Consider the following 16,473-nt stretch of genomic DNA (forward strand, 5'->3'; position numbering starts at 1 on the left):
GAACCGACAGCGCCGCAAGTACGCTTGCTGGATGTCCCGCCTCTCGCTGCGCGTGCGCGTGGCGCTCGCCGCGGCGCTCGCGATCGCGATCGCCGTGACCCTGCTCGGGGCGGCCACGCTGACGCTCGTCGACCGGCAGCTGCACCGCTCGCTCGACGACGGCCTGCGCGATCGCGCCGTCGAGGTCTCCCGCCTCGCCGCCACGACGCCGAGACTGCTGACCGCCGCCGGCGTGCTGGAGGGCCGCGTCGGCACGAGCGCGGCGTACGTCCAGGTGATCGACTCCGAGGGGCGGATCGTCGCCCGCTCCGGCGCGCTCGGCGGGCGCGTGCTGCCCGATGGCCCCGCGCTGCGACGGGCGCTGCACGACCGCGCCTCCGGCTACGGCGACCTGCAGCTCGGCGACGAGCCGCTGCGCGCCTACGCCGCGCCGCTTCCGCGCGTCGGCGGCGGCCCCGCCGCGGGCGGCGCGGTCGCGGTCGCCGGCGCGACGACCGGGATCGCCGACATCGTCGACCCGCTGCGACGGCTCGTCCTCTTCGCCGCGGTCGTCGCCGCCGTCCTCGCCGGCCTGCTCGCCGTGGCGCTGACGCGCCGCGCGCTGCGCCCGCTCACGCGCCTGACCGAGGGCGCCGAGAAGATCGCGCGCACGGGCGACCCCGGCCGGCGGCTCGGCGCTCCGCGCAGCGACGACGAGGTCGGCCGCCTGACCGCGACGCTCAACGCGATGCTCGACTCGCTCGCCCGCGCCCGCGCCCGCGAGCGCCGCTTCGTCGACGACGCGTCGCACGAGCTGCGCACGCCGCTGACGGCGCTGCGCGGCAACGCCGCGTTCGTCGCCCGTCACGGCGCCGATGCCGACGCGCTCGCCGACATCGAGACCGACGCGGAGCGGCTCGCGCAGCTGCTCGACGACCTGCTCGCGCTGGCGCGAGAGGACGCGGCCGAGCAGCCGCTCGCCGCGACCGCCGAGACGGTCGACCTCGTCACGCTCGCGCACGCCGTCGCCGAGGACCATCCGGCCGCGCGCGTGACGGTCTCCGGCGGCCAGGCGCGCGTGCACGGCGACCGTGCCGCGCTCGAACGGGCCGTCCGCAACCTCGTCGAGAACGCCGAGCGCCACGGTCCTGCGGGCGGGGAGATCACGCTCGCCGTCGCCGGCGGCGCGCGGACCGCGCGGATCGCCGTGACCGACGAGGGCGAGGGCCTGACCGCCGCCGAGGCCGAGCGCGCCTTCCAGCGCTTCTGGCGCGGCGAGCGCGCCGGCGCGGGCGGCTCCGGCCTCGGGCTCGCGATCGTGCGCGCCACCGCCGAGCGCCACGGCGGCGGCGTCGCGGTCGAGGGCGCGGCGTTCACGCTCGAACTGCCTCTCAAGGAACTCTCAAAGTCCGGGCATACAACTCCCGTGTCACCCGACGCGAAGGAACTCGCATGAACCGCCTCCGGACGATCTCAACTCGCAGACTCATCGCCGTCGTCGCCGGTCTCGTCGTGCTCGTCGCCGGCGTGGGCGTCGCCCAGGCGGCGCTCGACGGCGACGACCGCGTGCCGCCCCGCATCGGCCTCGCGCCGGCGGTCCACGACGCGCTGAACTCGCCGCAGGTCGAGGGCCTGAGCGCCCGGATCGAGTTCACCAACCGCCTGATCCCCTCCGGCGCGATGCCGTCGGGCGCGGCGACGCCGCTGCTGTCCGGCGCCTCCGGCCGGCTGTGGTGGAGCGACGGCAGATTCCGCCTCGAGCTGCAATCCCAAGGCGGCGACGCGCAGGTCACCTCCGACGGCGAGACGCTGACGATCTTCGACGCGCGCACCGACACCGCGTACCGCATCGCATTGCCGCACGACCCGAGCGCCGAGCAGCGGAGCGATCGCGAGCGTCCCGCTGGACCCCCGTCGCTCGACGAGGTCAGAAGAGGGCTCGCGCGGATCGCAGAGGCATGGTCGGTCGCCGGTCCCGAGCCGGTCAACGTCGCCGGGCGGCCGAGCTACTCCGTGCGGATCGCGCCAAAGGACGACGGCGGCCTGCTTGGCGCCGCGACGCTCGCCTGGGACGCCGCCAACGGCGTGCCGCTGCGCGCCGCCGTGTACGCCGAGGGACAGGCGGATCCGGTGCTGGAGCTGCGCGCGACCGACGTCTCGTTCGGCAAGATCGCCGCCGCCGACCTCCAGGCCGATCCGCCGTCGGACGCGAGAATCGTCGACCTCACCCCGCGGGTGGCGACGCTGCCCGGCGATCCCGGCGCCGCGCCGCGGCCGATCCGCGGCGTCAGAGCGGTGCAGGCGCAGCTGCCGTTCAGACTCGCCGCGCCCGACACGCTCGCCGGCCTGCCGCGCAGGGACGTCTGGCTCGCGCACGGCGGCAGCAGAGACAGCGCCGCGGCGGTCGTCACGTACGGCGAGGGGCTCGGCGGCATCGCGGTCGTCCAGACCGAGGCGAGCGAGCAGGCGCTCGGCGACCTCGGCGGCGGCGCCGGCGACCACGCGCTGAGACTGCCGCGCGTCAACATCGACGGCGCGACCGGCAGCGAGCTGGCGACCGCGCTCGGCACGCTGCTGACGTTCGAACAGGACGGCGTCAACCACGTCGTGATCGGCTCGATCCCGCCGCAGGCGGCCGAGACGGCCGCGCGGGAGCTGCGTTGATGTCCGCCGCGACCGCTGCCGCGCATCCGATCGAGGCGCGCGGCCTCGTCAAGCGCTACGACCATGTGACCGCGGTCGACCACGTCGACATCACCGTCGAGGCCGGCACCGTCTACGGCTACCTCGGCCCCAACGGCGCCGGCAAGACGACGTCGCTGCGGATGCTGCTGGGCCTGATCCGGCCGGACGAGGGACGGGCGCGGCTGTTCGGCCGCGACCCGCTGGAGGAGGGCGCGGCGGCGCTCGACGGCGTCGCCGGCTTCGTCGAGGCGCCGCGCTTCTACCCCTACCTGTCGGGCCGTCGCAACCTCGAGCTGATGGCCGCGCTCGACGGCGGCGACGCCGCCGACCGGATCGACGACGCGCTGGAGACGGTCGGCCTCGCCGAGCGTGACGGCGACAAGGTCAGCGGCTACTCGCACGGGATGAAGCAGCGGCTCGGGATCGGCGCGGCGCTGCTGCGCGACCCGCGGCTGCTGCTGCTCGACGAGCCGACGACCGGCCTCGACCCGGCCGGCATGCGCGACATGCGCGAGCTGGTCAGACGGCTCGCCGCGGACGGCATCACGGTGCTGCTCTCCTCGCACATCATGGGCGAGGTCGAGGAGCTGTGCGACCGCGTCGCGATCGTGCGCTCCGGCCGCGTCATCTACGAGGGCGCGATGGACGCGCTGCTGCACAGAGCGTCGGCGCACGGGCAGCGCTACCGCCTGCGCACGACCGACGACGTCCGCGCATGGGACGTCGGCTCCTACCTCGCCGGCGTCTCGGAGCTGGTCAGCGGCGACGACGGGCTGACGTTCGCCGCCGAGCACGAGCAGGTCGTGGCCGAGCTGTCGCTCGCGCTCGCGGCGAGAGGCGTCGGGATCGTCGCGCTCGTGCCGGCGACGGCGTCGCTGGAGGAGCTGTTCTTCCGCATGACCGAGGGCGCGGAAGCGAACGAGGAGGGGACCGCATGAGCGCACATGACCTGAGCACGGGCGGCGGTGCCCGCACCGCGATCGCGACCGCGGCCGGTGCCGGCGCGCCGCCGCCGGCCGAGTCGGCCGCGGCCGGCCGCAGCGCGTCGCGCAGCGCGACCGCCAGCCGCAGACGACCGCGCATGCGCACGATCTACGCGTGGGAGCTGCGCAAGCTGCGGGCGCAGAAGCGCACGTACCTGGGGCTCGGCTCGGCCGTGATCGTGCCGCTGATCTTCATCGTCGCGCTGGCGGCGGAAGGCGGTGGCCCCGAGGACGTGCCGTTCGGCCGCTACGTGACGGAGACCGGTCTCGCGATCCCGCCGGTGCTGCTGCTGTTCAGCTCGATCTGGCTGTTCCCGCTGATCGTCTCGCTCGTCGCCGGCGACATCGTCGCCAACGAGGACGGCAACGGCACGCTGAAGACGATCCTCACGCGCTCGGCCGACCGTCAGCAGATCTTCGTCGCGAAGACGCTGGCGGCGTTCTCCTACGCGGTCGTCGCGCTGCTGCTGTTCGCCGGCGTCGGCCTGCTCGTCGGCGGCCTGCGCTACGGCTTCGACCCGCTGACGTCGCTGTCGGGCACGCGGATCGAGACCGGCCGGGGCATGCTGCTGCTCGGCGGCGCGCTGCTCGCCTACCTCGTCCCGGTGCTCGCGATCGCGTCGATCGCGCTGCTGCTGTCGACCGTCACGCGCAACTCGGCGGCCGCGGTCGTCGGCGCGCTGATGCTGTCGCTCGTGATGCAGATCGTCGGCATCATCTCCGGCCTCGACGCGATCCGCCCCTACCTGATCTCGAGCCAGTTCGACGCCTGGCAGGGCCTCCTGCGCGAGCCGATCGACTGGTCCCCGATCGTCCGCTCGATCTGGGTCTGCGCCCTCTACGCGGTCCCGTCGCTCGGTGCGGCGCTGATCGTGTTCATGCGGCGAGACGTCACGGGCGGCTGACGCCGGGCGCCGCCGCCGGCCGCCCCGCGGCGGCGGCGCCGCTCAGCCGCTCCCGACGAGTCTTCTGATCGCCCGCGCGTTGCCGGGATCGACGCGTCGCAGCCCTCTCACGTGGTCGAAGCCCTTGTCCGCCGTCACGATCGTCCCAATCCCGTGGGCGAGGCAGGTGCCGACGTGGATGCGGTCGCTCGCACCGAGCCGCGGCGCCTCCACCGTGAGCGCCAGCGCGAACGCCTCGTCGGTCACGGGCACCAATGGGGTGAGCATGCGATGCGCGCCTTCGGCGACGCCGGTTTGCCCGCCGAGGCGCCCGTTGCGCTCGAGGTGCCAGACCTCTTCGAGCGCCGAAGCGGACGTCCGGCCATCCGCGCCCTTCGCGATCGCTTCGAGCAATCGCGCGCACGCCTCCTGCTGCACACAGTCGGTCACGCTGTAGACGATCACGTTCGCGTCGACGAAGAACGTCATCGCCGGACCTGCCGCAGCATCGCGTCCGCGTCCTTGTTCCGCTCCTCCTCGACGATGCGGTCCATCTCCTCGATCGAGAGGTACTTCGCTCTCATTCTCCGGAACCGCTCCAGCACCTCGAGTCTCTCCTCGACCGAGTAGCCGCCGAAGCGGGCATCGATCGCCTCGCGCACGAGGCTGCCGACGGAGACGCCGCGTTCTCTCGCCTCGCGCTCCAACCGCTGGCGCTGCAACGGCGTGACGAGAATCTGAAGCCGCTCATTCAACATGTGCAGACCATACACATGCGATGGCGGTGCTTTGAGCAGGGGAATCGTCATAGGCCAGAACCTAGATCGACGCAAGCGTCGCGTCTACCGCTCGGGTGTGTGACCTGTCGACGCCGACCCACCGTCCGCCCGGTCGAGTGGAATGCCGCGACGGTGGACGAGCGCGAGCGACAGCTGGAGGAGTACGAGCGCGGCTTCCGCCGCGCGGGCCTGCCGCTGCTGATCGAGGAGTTCTCCGCGCGCGAGGACGTCTACAACCGCGCGGCGCCGCTGCTGCTGTTCGTGCTCGTGCTGGAGCTGATCGCCGCGCTCGACGTCGACTGGCCGCTGCTGGCGAACGTCGGTGCGGTCGCCTCGGCGCTCGGGCTCACGCTCGCCGCGGTCGTGCTCGTCAACCGGGCGCGCGGGCGGCGGCCGTTCGCCGCGCCGGACAGCGTCGGCCCGTGGGAGCTGGCGGCGTTCGTGATCCTGCCCGCTGTCGTGCAGGGGATCTTCCACGGCGGCTGGGGGCTGGGCGTGCTCGCCTTCAACCTCGTGCTGCTCGGCGTCGTCGCGTTCGCGTGGGGGTTCGGGCTCGGGGCGATCGTCGTCTGGGCCGCGCGTCGGCTGACCGGCCAGCTGGCGCAGTCGCTGCTGCTGCTCGCGCGCGCCGTGCCGCTGCTGCTGATCTTCGCGCTCGTGCTGTTCGTCAACACCGAGATGTGGCAGGTCTTCTCCGGCCGCTCGGACGCGACGCTGATCGCCGTCGGTTTGCTGCTCGCCGTCGTCGCGACCGGGTTCCTCGTCGCGCGGCTGCCGAAGGAGGTCGAGGCGCTCGAGCGCGACATCCTCACCGGCGCCGGCTCACCGCCGCTGACCAGAGGCCAGCGCGCGAACGTCGGGCTCGTGCTGCTGATCAGCCACGGCCTCCAGATCGCCGTCGTGACCTGCGCGATCGGCGCCTTCTTCGTCACGTTCGGGATGATCGTGATCGACGCCGAGGTGATGGAGTCGTGGACCGGCAGCGCCGGCGAGACGATCGTCGCGCTGACCGTGCTCGACGTGCCGCTGCGGCTGACGTTCGAGCTGCTGCGCGTCGCCGGCGCGATCGCCGCCGTCTCGGGGCTCTACTACGCGATCGCGGTGCTGACCGACGGCGCGTACCGCGAGGAGTTCCTCGACGAGATCACGGCGCAGATGCGTGCGACGTTTGCGGCTCGCGCCGCGTACCTCGCGCTGCGCGGGTCGGGTCCAGCGCCCTGAGCACCAGCTCGACCGCGTCGGCGACCTCCGAGGAGCCGGTCAGCTCGACATCCGGCGCGACCGGCTTCTCGTACGGCGCGTCAACGCCGGTCATCCCCTTCAGCTCGCCCGCCGCGGCACGCGCGTAGAGGCCCTTCGGGTCGCGCCTCATGCATTCCTCGACGGGCGTGTTGACGAACACCTCGACGAAGCGCAGGCCGTCGCGCTCGTGCAGTGCGCGCGCCGCGCGCCGCCCGGCCTCGAACGGCGAGACGACGGAGACGATCGCGACCGTGCCGGCGTCGGCGAACAGCCGCGCGACCTCGCCGCAGCGACGGACGTTCTCGTCGCGGTCGTCGTGGCTGAAGCCGAGATCGCCGCAGACGCCGTGGCGCAGGTTGTCGCCGTCGAGCCGGTAGGCCGAGCGTCCCTCGCGCACGAGCCGCGCCTCGACCGCCGCCGCGATCGTCGACTTGCCCGACGCCGGCAGCCCCGTGAACCAGATCGTCGCGCCACGCTGCCCGAGCGCCTGCCAACGCTCCGCGCGGTCGACGGCACTCTCGTGCCAGGTGACGTTGGCGCTCGCCATCAGCGTTCCTTCCTCGTCGCCGCGTCCCGACCCGCGCATGCGGAGGGCGGCAACGGCCCCGCACACGACCAGTAAGGTGCTCCGCCATGACGAAGCCGACCTTCGACCTCCAGTCCCACTCGCTCCACTCCGACGGCGTCCTGCCCGCGGCAGACGTCGTCGAGCGCGCCGCCGCGGCGGGCGTGGAGCTGCTGGCACTCTCCGACCACGACACCGTCGACGGCGTCGACGAAGCGCTCGCCGCGGGGGCCCGCCACGGCGTCGCGATCCTGCCCGCGACCGAGATCTCCTCGGTCGACGGTCGCTACGAAGACCTGCACGTGCTGGGCTACGGGATCGACCATCACAATCCCCTGCTGGCCGAGCGGCTGCTCGCCGCGCGCGCCGACCGGGAGCTGCGCGCCGAGCGGATGGCAGCGAAGCTGAACGAGCTCGGGTTCGAGGTCGACGACGCCCCGCTGGCGGCGCGACGCGCAGCCGGGAAGCCGATCGGGCGTCCGCATCTCGCGCAGGCTGTGCTGATCCATCCCGCCAACGCAGCCCGTCTGGCGGAGGAAGGGCACGATGACGTGTCCTCGTTCATTCCTGCATACCTCATACCCGGGACGCCCGGATACCTTGCGCGCACCCATCCGACGGTCTTCGACGCGATCGGCTGGATCCATGACGCCGGCGGCCTCGCGATCTGGGCGCACCCGTACTGGGACCTCGACTCCGACGACGAGGTGCTCGGCGCGATCGACCGCTTCAAGGGCGCCGGCCTCGACGGCGTCGAGTGCTTCTACCCGACCCACGACGCCGACCAGACGCGCCTGCTCGTCGAGCGCTGCGGCGAGCTGGGGCTGCTGACGACGGGCTCCTCGGACTACCACGGTCCCGAGCACCGGCTCTTCTCGACCTTCCTCGCGCACGAGCTGCACGGCTTCACGCCGGACCTGAGCCGGCTGCAGGACGCCGCGCGCGCGGCGACAGCCGCCGGCGCCTGAGCGCATCACTGCGGCCGCTCCTCGCCGCCGGAGCGGCCGCCGCGGCGGCCGTCGGCGACCTCCGCGCGCAGGCCGCGCAGGGCGTCTTCCAGCTCGGCGATGCGGCCCTCGACGCCGCCGCCGTTGGGGACCGCGACGGCGCCGGCCGCGGCTTCGGCCGGCTGCCCGCCGACCGGGACGGGCGCCGGCGGCGGTGACGGCGGTGCGGCGGCCGCCGCCCGCTGCGCGGCCGCCATCGCGTTCGCACGCGCCTCGGCCGGCGTCAGCGTCAGCTTGCGCACGACCGGGATCATGAACAGCAGCAGCAGCGCGGAGAGCCGGAACGCCCAGCCGAAGCCGTCACGCGCTATCCCGGCCGCCTCCCGCCGCAGCCAGCGGTCGAAGCCGACCGGCGCCGTCTCCTTGCGCTCGACGGCGCCGGCGAACTCGGCGATGTCGTGGTGGATCACGCCGTGCGAGATGCCGTTCGGCACCGCCCACACGTAGGACGTGTCCTCGATGTGGTCCTTCTTGCCGTCGTAGTGCCACCCGGCCGTCGTCGTGAAGACCGTGATCAGCAGCGCGATGCCGAGCGCCGACCCGAGCTGGCGCGACGTGTTGACGACGCCGGAGGCGACGCCGAGGTTCGGTCCCATCGCGGCGTTCATCGCGCCGACGTTGAGCGTCGGGAAGCCGACGCCGATGCCCATGCCGATCAGGATCAGGCCCGGCAGCACGAACAGGTAGTCGCCGACGCCCTCGTAGGTCGACGGCATGAAGGAGAACCACAGCAGGCCGAGCGCCAGCGACCCGAGCGCCGGGACCGCGAGCCGGTACGCGGGCGCGTTGTCGGCGGCGCGCGCGACAAGCGGCCAGACGAGGCCGCCGCAGACGCCGATCGGCAGCAGGCTCAGGCCGGCCTCCAGCTGCGAGAAGCCCCACAGGTTCACGAACACCTGCGCGAGCAGGAAGATGCCGCCGACCGCGCCGGCGCCGAGGATCACCATCGCGAGGTTGGCCGAAAGGAACTGCTTGTTGGCCAGCAGCGCGGGCGGGATCATCGGGTTTCTCGCGCGCTTCTGCCAGACCACGAAGCCGATCCCGAGCACGATCGAGATCTGGATGAAGAAGAGGATCGCGGCGTCGTCCCAGCCGCGCACGTTCGCCTCGATCAGGCCGTACGTGAAGAGCGAGACCGAGGCGCCGAGCAGCACCATGCCCTGCCAGTCGATGTGGCGGCTGGCGCTGAGGTCGTACGTCTCCGGCCACCAGCGCCACGCGAGCACGACGCCGATCACGCCGAGCGGCAGGTTGATGACGAAGATCCAGTGCCAGCTGGCGATCTCGATCAGGCCGCCGCCGATCACCGGGCCGAGGCCGTTGGCGACGAGGGCGACGACGGCGATCATCGCGAGGCCCTTGCCGCGCTCTCTCGGCGGGAAGACGAGCGCCGTCATCGCGAAGCCGAGCGGCGCGAGCATGCCGGCGCCGATCGCCTGCAGCGCGCGGAAGCCTATGAGCCAGCCGATGTCCCAGGCGACGGCGCAGAGCGCCGAGCCGACGGTGAAGACGACGAGGCCGCCGATGAACATCTTCTTGCGGCCGAACTGGTCCGCGAGGCGGCCGGTCGCGATCAGCAGCACCGCGAAGACGATGCTGTAGACGTTGACGACCCACGACGCGTTCGGCAGGTCCGTCTCGAAATCGTGCTGCAGCTCCGGCAGCGCGGTGTTCATGATCGACATGTCGAGCATCGACATGAACCACGCGATCATCATGACCGCGAAGACTCTCCACTTGATCGCGTAGAGCCGTTCGGCCGGCGGGTTCTGACGCACCTTCGCGCTCATCGAAGCTCGTTCGCCTCCGCCTCGTCCTCGTCGAGCGTGCCGTCGTCGGCGACCTTCTTGTCGAGCGAGTCGGGCTGTGCCGGCCGTATCGCGGCCGTGTCGCCGAAGTCGGGCAGCGTGCCGCCGGCGGCGGCCAGCGCATACCGTCTCATCTCCTCGAGCACGGTCGGCGACTTGACGGTCTCGGTGCGGATCTCGTCCGGCTCGTCCTCGTCCTCGGCCTCGTACAGGCGCCAGCGGTCCTGGTCGGAGCGGCCGATCAGCAGCCACGTGCGGCTGCCCGTGACGATGTGCGTGTCGATCGCGGTCGTGTAGTACGGCCGCGCCGGCAGGTCGAAGTCGTCGAACAGCGTCGTCAGGTCCTCGCCCTGCATTCTGCCCGGGCTCGTGATGCCCCAGTAGGAGAGCAGCGTCGACGGGATGTCGTGCGTGGAGGCGAACCACTTGCTGGTGTCGCCGGCCCAGCGGCCGTCGGGGTCGCGGATCAGGAACGGCACGTGGTAGGCGCGCCGGTGCCAGACGCCGGCGGGGTGGCCGTAGACGCCCTGCTCGCCGAGCGCGATGCCGGAGTCGCCGACGAAGACGACGACGGTGTTGTCGGCGAGGCCGGCGTCGTCGAGCTTGTCGAGGAATCTGCCGACCCAGCCGTCGACCGACTCGACCTCGGCGGCGTAGCGGTCGCGCACCTCGCCCTTGACGTCGCCGTCGGCTCTGAACGTCTGCTGGTAGACGCGGTCCTTCGGCAGCGTGACGTCGTCGTGCAGCGGGCCGCTGCCCTCGACGAACTGGCGCGGCAGCCGGAACGCGTCGTTGGGGTCGAACGCGTCGAGCGTCAGGAAGAACGGCTGTCTGCCTCTCAGCTGGTCGAGCTGCTCGATCCCCTCGCGCAGGACGCGGCTCGTCGGCTCCTGGCGTCTGCGCTGGACCGTGCCGCCGAGCGGCAGCAGGTAGTCGCGCTCGGTCGACTCGAAGCCGGCCGAGGTCGCGAGCGGGCCGGTCCGCACGATCCGGCCGAAGCGCGGGCCGGTGAACGTCGGGTTGTCGGTCACGTAGACGGTCGTGATCCCGGCGGCGGCGGCCAGCTCGGTGACCATCGGCTGGAAGTCGTAGATCTTGTTGAAGCCGGGGATCGCTGGCATCCCCGCCGTCGCTCTCCAGTCGCGGAACGGGTAGCTGCGCATCCCGGTCAGCATCCCGCGGCGCATCGGGATCGCCGGCATGCCGTCCGGGACGGCGTACTTGAAGCGCAGCGCCTGGTCGGCCAGCTCGTCGATGTTGGGCGTCTTGGCGTGGCGGTCGTCGAAGACGTCGTCGTAGGCGCCGACGTAGTCGGCCCGCAGGCGGTCAGCGACGATCAGCACGACGTTGGGGCGCTCTCTCGCTCTGTCGCCGTCCTGCGCCTGCGCGGTCGCGGCGGCGCCGAGCACGCCGGCGCCGGTCAGCGCGGCGAGGCCGGCCGACGCGCCGCCGCCGCGCAGCAGGGCGCGGCGTGAGATCCGTCCGTCGTCCGCCATCAGCCGCCCACCACGCCGATGTGGTCGTGGAAGACGGGCAGCGTGCCGCCCGCCTCGTTGATCAGGACCGTCCAGAGCGTGTCGATCGTCGCCTGGTTGGCGGGATCGCTCGCGACGTCTCTCGTGTTGCCGGGGTCGTTGACGAGGTCGTACAGCTCTCTTCTGGAGCCGTCCGGCGTCGAGATCAGCAGCCAGTCGTAGTCGCCGCAGATCCACGTCTCCTGGTAGCAGGAGGTGTAGTACGGCCGTGCCGGCGGCTCGCGGCCGTCGAACAGGACGGTCAGGTCCTCGCCGTTCATCAGGCCGGGCGCGCGGACGCCCATGAACGACATGACCGTGCGGGCGACGTCGTGCGTGGAGGCGAAGTAGCGGCTCGTCTTGCCGGCCATCCGGCCCGACGGGTCGTGGATCAGGTACGGGATGTGGTGGATCTCGCGGTACGGCCGCGGCGTCGACTTGCCGATGATGCCGTGCTCGCCGAGCGTCAGGCCGTGGTCGCTGAGGAAGTAGACGACGGTGTTGTCGGAGAGCCCGAGGTCGTCGAGCTTGTTCAGCAGCTTGCCGATCCAGACGTCGACGAACGTCAGCTCGGCCGCGTACAGCTCGCGTATGAGCTGCAGCGTCTCGGGGTCGACGTCGATCTTGTCGAGTCTGGAGGCGGGCGTCAGGAACGGCTGGATCGGCATGATCCCTCTGTCGCGCTGGATCCCCTTCGGCTGGCCCTCGATCTCGCGCACGTAGAGCGGCGGCGCGTCGAACGGCTCGTGCGGGTCGAACGAGTCGACGCCGAGGAAGAACGGCTGCTTGTCCTTGAGGTCGTCGAGCGCGTCCATCCCGCCGCGCATGACGCGCGCGGCGGAGTAGTTGCGCTCGCCGACGCGGTACATGCTGTTCCAGCCGACGTAGTCCTGCAGGCGGCGCACCTCGACGGTGTCCGACAGCGCGGGCAGCAGGTACTTCTCGATCGCGCTGCGCGGCGCGGGGCGTCTGAAGGGCGTGTTGAAGGCGCGGTAGGCGCCCTGGGAGAAGTCGGGCCGGCCGATGTCGAGCGTGCGCCGGAAGTCGGTGTAGCGCGGGCCGACGATGAACGGGTTGTCGGTCACGTACGCGGTCTCGACGCCGGCCTTGCCGAGCTCCTCGGTCAGCAGCGGCTGGTGCGGCAGCGGGCGGGTCCAGCCGACCTCGGCCGGCATCGGCGGGGAGAGCACCCAGTCGCGGTTGGGGAACGAGCGCATGCCCGTCAGCACGGAGCGCCGCACGAGCCCGGTCGGCATCGCCTCCGGGATCGCCAGCTCGAACTTCAGCGAGCGTTTGAACAGCTCGTCGAGGTTGGGCGTTCTGGCAAGCGAGTTGGGGTTGTACGCACCGATGTAGTCCGCACGCGTGGAGTCCGTGATGATCAGCACGACGTTCGGCGCGCCGTCGGCGCGTCCGGACGTCTCCTCGTACTCGTTGCCACAGGCGGAGAGGCCAGCCGCGGCCGCTCCGGCCGCACCGACCTTCAGCGCACCGCGCCGCGTGAATCGCCGTGCCGCCATCGAACTACTTGTCCGTCGCGGCATACGCCGCGGCTTCGCCGCTCAAATTCTGCTCCAGCCTGGGGGATTCCGGTACCTACCGGCACTGCCAACACAGCGTGCGCAACAGAGTTGCGCACGCCCAGTCGACATAAATCTTCGCTGATGGAGCAGATGTTCGCGTGACCGACTGAGTTTCGGCTGAGAAAGCGCGCTTTCACGCTCCCCTCTGCCGGCCGCCGGCCCGCGATCACATCGCGCGGCTCATGGCATCGGCGCGCTCCTCGGCTGGCCGCCGTCCTTCCACGTCACAGTGCGGCCGTCGGCGCTGATCGCGAGATCCGTCAGCGGGCCCTCGCCGCTCGCACTGCCGAGGACAGCGGACCTTCCGTCGGCGGTACCGACGTGCACAGCCGTGCCGGCGAGCCACGCGACCGCGCCGCCTCTGCCCGCGACGGGCCACGAGCCGGCAGCTCGGACAGCTGTCGCACCGGTCGCCGAAACGTTCCACAGCTGGACGGACGAGGACCCTTCGGACCCCGGGTTGTTGGGCTGGTACGCCCACCGCCACGCCAGCCAGTTGCCGACGCGCGCGAATCCGGCCAGCGTCTCGCTGCCTCCGCCCCCGCCGCCTCCGCCGGCCCATGCCGTCCCGAGCGCCACCGACCGTCCGTTCGGCCGCGCGCAGGCGCGATAGTGCTCCTCGTGCTCGTCTTCGCTGGCACCCGCCAGCACGGCCACGAGCACGCGCCCGTCACGGAACGCCGCCCGCTCTCCGTTCGCGAGCCGACATGCCGGAGGGGCGCCGCGGCGCAGCCGCATCGCGGCGGTGACCGTCTCGGTGTTCTGCTCGTCCCCGGCGACGCGCAGCGCGCACAGCGTCGCCGCCGCCGCGACGTCGCGCGAGAGCGTGCCCGCGAGGACCCGCGTGCCCGGCACGGCCGGGATCCACCGACCAGCCTGCCGCACGAAGGTCGGCATCGGCCGCGATGCGTTGGGAGCCCCGACTCCCTCGCCGCACCGCAGCAGCACGCGCACTCTCCCGCCGCGATATCCGCTGAGCGGCTCGGCCAGCCTGATCATGAGCCGGCGGCCTTCCAGCCGCCAGACCGACCCGTCGCTCGATCTTCCCGCTGCCACTGCCGGCGCGCTCTTCGCTGTCGCCCCGCTCGGCGCGCCCGCACCACCGGCGCACACCGCCGCCAGCGCGGCGACCGCGACCGCGTTTCGTCCCGGACCTCGTCGCATGGCGATCACGGAACGCGAGCGCTTCTCGGCTGGCCGCCGTTCATCCACGTGACGGTGCCGCCGTCGGGGCTGATCGCGATGTCCGTCAGCGTTCTGGCGGGCGCGGTGTCGAGGGTGACGATCGTGCCGCTCGACGCGAGCACGTTGAGCCGGTCCGGCGGGGACGGCTGACCCCACGTCGCCACGACCCACGCGACGGCGCCGTTGGAGCCGAGCGCGAGCGCTGTCGCGCACGTGTCCGACGCGTCGTCCTGCGTCATCGGGATGCTCTGGGCGGGACCGCCGTCGAGATCCTTGCGCTGGATCGTGCACGTCCGCTTGCCGGCGTACGACGACGCGTCGTCCGTCCGCCACGCCACCCAGGCTCCGCTGACCACGAACAGCTCCTGGACCCACCCCGCGTACCGGTCCTGGTAGGCGTCGGCGAGCTCGTGCCACGTCGCCGACGACTTGTCGCACGCGCGGTAGATCGCCGCGCTCGTCCACTCGGTGCGGCGCGTGGCGGACATCACCAGCACGCGGTCGTTCTCGACCATCACGAGTCTGGGGTCGGCAGGTGAGCAGCCGGGCGGCGTGCCGCTCCGCAGCGTCATCTCCGCTTCGAGGGACAGCTGTCGCGCTGCGCTGTGCCAGCGCAGCTTGCACCAGTTCGCCCATCTGGCGATGTCGCGGTCGAGCAGCGCGCGAACCGTGCGCACACCGGGGTGGACGCGCAGGATGCGCCGAGCCACCACGGTGTCGAAGGTGCGAGGAAGCCTCGCCGCGGACCCGACGGGCACCGTCTCGCCGCAGACGAGCGTCGCCGACGGACGGCCTGCGAAGCCCTTGCGTTCGAGCCGACGGGCGAGGGTGACGGTGAGTCTCCGTCCTTCGAGCCTGAAGCTCGCGCGTCCGTCCTGCGATCTGCCGGTCGCGAGCGCGGACCGTCCGTCCTGCGCGGGTGCCGCGACGGCGCCGCTGGGCGCAACCGCCAGCAGCGTGAGGACGGTCGCAGCGAGCGTCGTTCCTTGACGTCGGTTCATGACCGGCTCAAACGCGCCGACGCGCCACAGTGTTGCGGTTAAGCCGCCGCTGCTTCAATGCTCCGATCTCCCGCCTCTCGCTCCTCGGCGCCGCGCGCGCCTTCATCGTCGTCGTCGCGCTCGGCACCGTCGTGGCGATGGCGCTGATGTGGCCGACGAACGTCGGCGAGAAGTTCTCCGAGGTCGTGCAGCCGAGCGACAAGGCGACCGTCACGGGGATCGACGACAGACCGTGCGGCGCGACCGTCAGCGACCGCTGCGTGCGCGTGCTGATCCACGTCGACAGCGGGTCGGACGACGGCAGCAGAGGCGTGATCCAGTGGAACGCGAACGGCGTCGACCCGCCGGTGCACGTCGGCGACAAGCTGCGCGTCGCGCGGGCGGAGGAGGTGCCGGGCTACGAGCAGGTCGGGCAGAACACCTACCAGCTCGTCGACTTCCAGCGCGGGCCGGCGCTGATCCTGCTGTTCGTCATCTTCGCCGTGCTCGTGCTGCTGCTGTCGCGGCTGCGCGGCGCGCTGTCGCTGCTCGGGCTCGGCGTCAGCCTCGTGCTGATCCTCGTCTACATCATCCCGGCGATCCTCGACGGCGAGCCGCCGGTCGCGGTCGCGATCTCGGGCTCCCTCGCGATCGGGCTGATCACGATCCTGCTCGCGCACGGGCGCGGCCCGAAGTCGATCGCGGCGATGCTGGGGACCTCCGCCAGTCTGCTGCTGACGGCGCTGCTGGCGGTGATCTTCACGAGCGCGACGCGGCTGACCGGGCTCGCCGGCGAGGAGGCGTTCGCGCTGCGGCTCGCCGACCCGTCAGTCTCGCTCCAGGGGCTGCTGATCGCCGGCATGATCATCGGCGCGCTCGGCGTCCTCGACGACGTCACCGTCAGCCAGTCGTCGACCGTCTTCGCGCTGCGCGCCGCGAACCCCGAGCTGGGCTTCCGCGAGCTGTTCCGGCGCGCGATGGACGTCGGCCGCGACCACGTCGCCGCGACCGTCAACACGCTCGTGCTCGCCTACGCCGGCTCGTCGCTGCCGGTGCTGCTGATCTTCGCCTCCGGCGCGCTCGGCGCCGGCGACGCGCTCAACCTCGAACTGGTCTCCGAGCAGGTCGTCGCGACGCTCGTCGGCTCGATCGGGCTGATCGCCGCGGTCCCGAGCACGACCGCCCTCGCCGCGCTGCTCGCGCTCCACACGCCGCATGCCGAGGTCGAGCGCGAGGCCGCGCACGGCCACGCGCACGTGCACTGAGCGGAGCGCGGCCC

15 protein-coding genes are annotated in these 16,473 nt (G+C 72.2%); 7 read left to right on the forward strand and 8 right to left on the reverse strand.

Annotated elements, in window-relative coordinates:
• The first annotated feature begins 31 nt into the window (after positions 1 to 31).
• From CWOE_RS31700 to CWOE_RS28840, 4 genes are read left to right on the forward strand one after another with little or no spacing between them, the layout of a single operon-like run.
• Positions 32 to 1,435, forward strand: coding sequence for a sensor histidine kinase (locus CWOE_RS31700; RefSeq protein ID WP_012937192.1), 1,404 nt, complete (start codon positions 32 to 34; stop codon positions 1,433 to 1,435).
• Positions 1,432 to 2,643, forward strand: a complete 1,212-nt coding sequence (locus tag CWOE_RS28830) for a hypothetical protein (protein ID WP_012937193.1) — start codon at positions 1,432 to 1,434, stop codon at positions 2,641 to 2,643. The genes CWOE_RS31700 and CWOE_RS28830 overlap by 4 nt, the downstream gene beginning before the upstream one ends.
• Positions 2,643 to 3,602 carry an ABC transporter ATP-binding protein gene (locus CWOE_RS28835; protein WP_012937194.1) on the forward strand — a complete coding sequence of 320 codons (960 nt, stop codon included), beginning with the start codon at positions 2,643 to 2,645 and terminating at the stop codon, positions 3,600 to 3,602. Before CWOE_RS28830 ends, CWOE_RS28835 begins: the two co-directional genes overlap by 1 nt.
• Positions 3,599 to 4,552 carry an ABC transporter permease gene (locus tag CWOE_RS28840; RefSeq protein ID WP_012937195.1) on the forward strand — a complete coding sequence of 318 codons (954 nt, stop codon included), beginning with the start codon at positions 3,599 to 3,601 and terminating at the stop codon, positions 4,550 to 4,552. Before CWOE_RS28835 ends, CWOE_RS28840 begins: the two co-directional genes overlap by 4 nt.
• Positions 4,553 to 4,594: 42 nt before the next feature.
• Here CWOE_RS28840 and CWOE_RS28845 read toward each other — a convergent pair whose 3' ends face one another.
• The gene (locus tag CWOE_RS28845; protein ID WP_012937196.1) at positions 4,595 to 5,020 is read right to left on the reverse strand and encodes a type II toxin-antitoxin system VapC family toxin; all 426 of its coding nucleotides are present in this window, start codon (positions 5,018 to 5,020) and stop codon (positions 4,595 to 4,597) included.
• Positions 5,017 to 5,289 carry a hypothetical protein gene (locus tag CWOE_RS28850; RefSeq protein ID WP_148261214.1) on the reverse strand — a complete coding sequence of 91 codons (273 nt, stop codon included), beginning with the start codon at positions 5,287 to 5,289 and terminating at the stop codon, positions 5,017 to 5,019. The genes CWOE_RS28845 and CWOE_RS28850 overlap by 4 nt, the downstream gene beginning before the upstream one ends.
• A 153-nt stretch (positions 5,290 to 5,442) precedes the next feature.
• On the opposite strand from CWOE_RS28850, the gene CWOE_RS28855 reads away from it, so the two are divergent.
• Positions 5,443 to 6,531: a hypothetical protein gene (locus CWOE_RS28855; RefSeq protein ID WP_012937198.1), complete on the forward strand. Its 1,089-nt coding sequence runs from the start codon at positions 5,443 to 5,445 to the stop codon at positions 6,529 to 6,531.
• Here the strand turns inward: CWOE_RS28855 and cysC are convergent.
• Positions 6,455 to 7,099 (reverse strand): adenylyl-sulfate kinase, encoded by a 645-nt coding sequence (gene cysC / locus CWOE_RS28860; RefSeq protein WP_012937199.1) that lies wholly within the window; start codon positions 7,097 to 7,099, stop codon positions 6,455 to 6,457. The genes CWOE_RS28855 and cysC overlap by 77 nt on opposite strands.
• Before the next feature lie 86 nt (positions 7,100 to 7,185).
• Between cysC and CWOE_RS31705 the strand changes: the two genes are divergently transcribed.
• Positions 7,186 to 8,085, forward strand: coding sequence for a PHP domain-containing protein (locus CWOE_RS31705; RefSeq protein WP_012937200.1), 900 nt, complete (start codon positions 7,186 to 7,188; stop codon positions 8,083 to 8,085).
• 5 nt (positions 8,086 to 8,090) lie between these two features.
• Here CWOE_RS31705 and CWOE_RS28870 read toward each other — a convergent pair whose 3' ends face one another.
• From CWOE_RS28870 to CWOE_RS28890, 5 genes are all read right to left on the reverse strand, one after another.
• Positions 8,091 to 9,914 carry a DHA2 family efflux MFS transporter permease subunit gene (locus CWOE_RS28870; RefSeq protein ID WP_012937201.1) on the reverse strand — a complete coding sequence of 608 codons (1,824 nt, stop codon included), beginning with the start codon at positions 9,912 to 9,914 and terminating at the stop codon, positions 8,091 to 8,093.
• Positions 9,911 to 11,428: a sulfatase gene (locus CWOE_RS28875; protein WP_012937202.1), complete on the reverse strand. Its 1,518-nt coding sequence runs from the start codon at positions 11,426 to 11,428 to the stop codon at positions 9,911 to 9,913. The genes CWOE_RS28870 and CWOE_RS28875 overlap by 4 nt, the downstream gene beginning before the upstream one ends.
• Positions 11,428 to 12,966, reverse strand: a complete 1,539-nt coding sequence (locus CWOE_RS28880; protein WP_012937203.1) for a sulfatase — start codon at positions 12,964 to 12,966, stop codon at positions 11,428 to 11,430. Before CWOE_RS28880 ends, CWOE_RS28875 begins: the two co-directional genes overlap by 1 nt.
• Positions 12,967 to 13,209: 243 nt before the next feature.
• Positions 13,210 to 13,926, reverse strand: coding sequence for a hypothetical protein (locus CWOE_RS28885; RefSeq protein WP_148261215.1), 717 nt, complete (start codon positions 13,924 to 13,926; stop codon positions 13,210 to 13,212).
• A gap of 272 nt (positions 13,927 to 14,198) precedes the next feature.
• Positions 14,199 to 15,215 (reverse strand): hypothetical protein, encoded by a 1,017-nt coding sequence (locus CWOE_RS28890; protein ID WP_012937205.1) that lies wholly within the window; start codon positions 15,213 to 15,215, stop codon positions 14,199 to 14,201.
• A gap of 29 nt (positions 15,216 to 15,244) precedes the next feature.
• Between CWOE_RS28890 and CWOE_RS28895 the strand changes: the two genes are divergently transcribed.
• The gene (locus tag CWOE_RS28895) at positions 15,245 to 16,459 is read left to right on the forward strand and encodes a YibE/F family protein (RefSeq protein ID WP_012937206.1); all 1,215 of its coding nucleotides are present in this window, start codon (positions 15,245 to 15,247) and stop codon (positions 16,457 to 16,459) included.
• Positions 16,460 to 16,473 lie beyond the last annotated feature (14 nt).

Source organism: Conexibacter woesei DSM 14684, from assembly GCF_000025265.1.
Lineage (GTDB): Bacteria > Actinomycetota > Thermoleophilia > Solirubrobacterales > Solirubrobacteraceae > Conexibacter > Conexibacter woesei.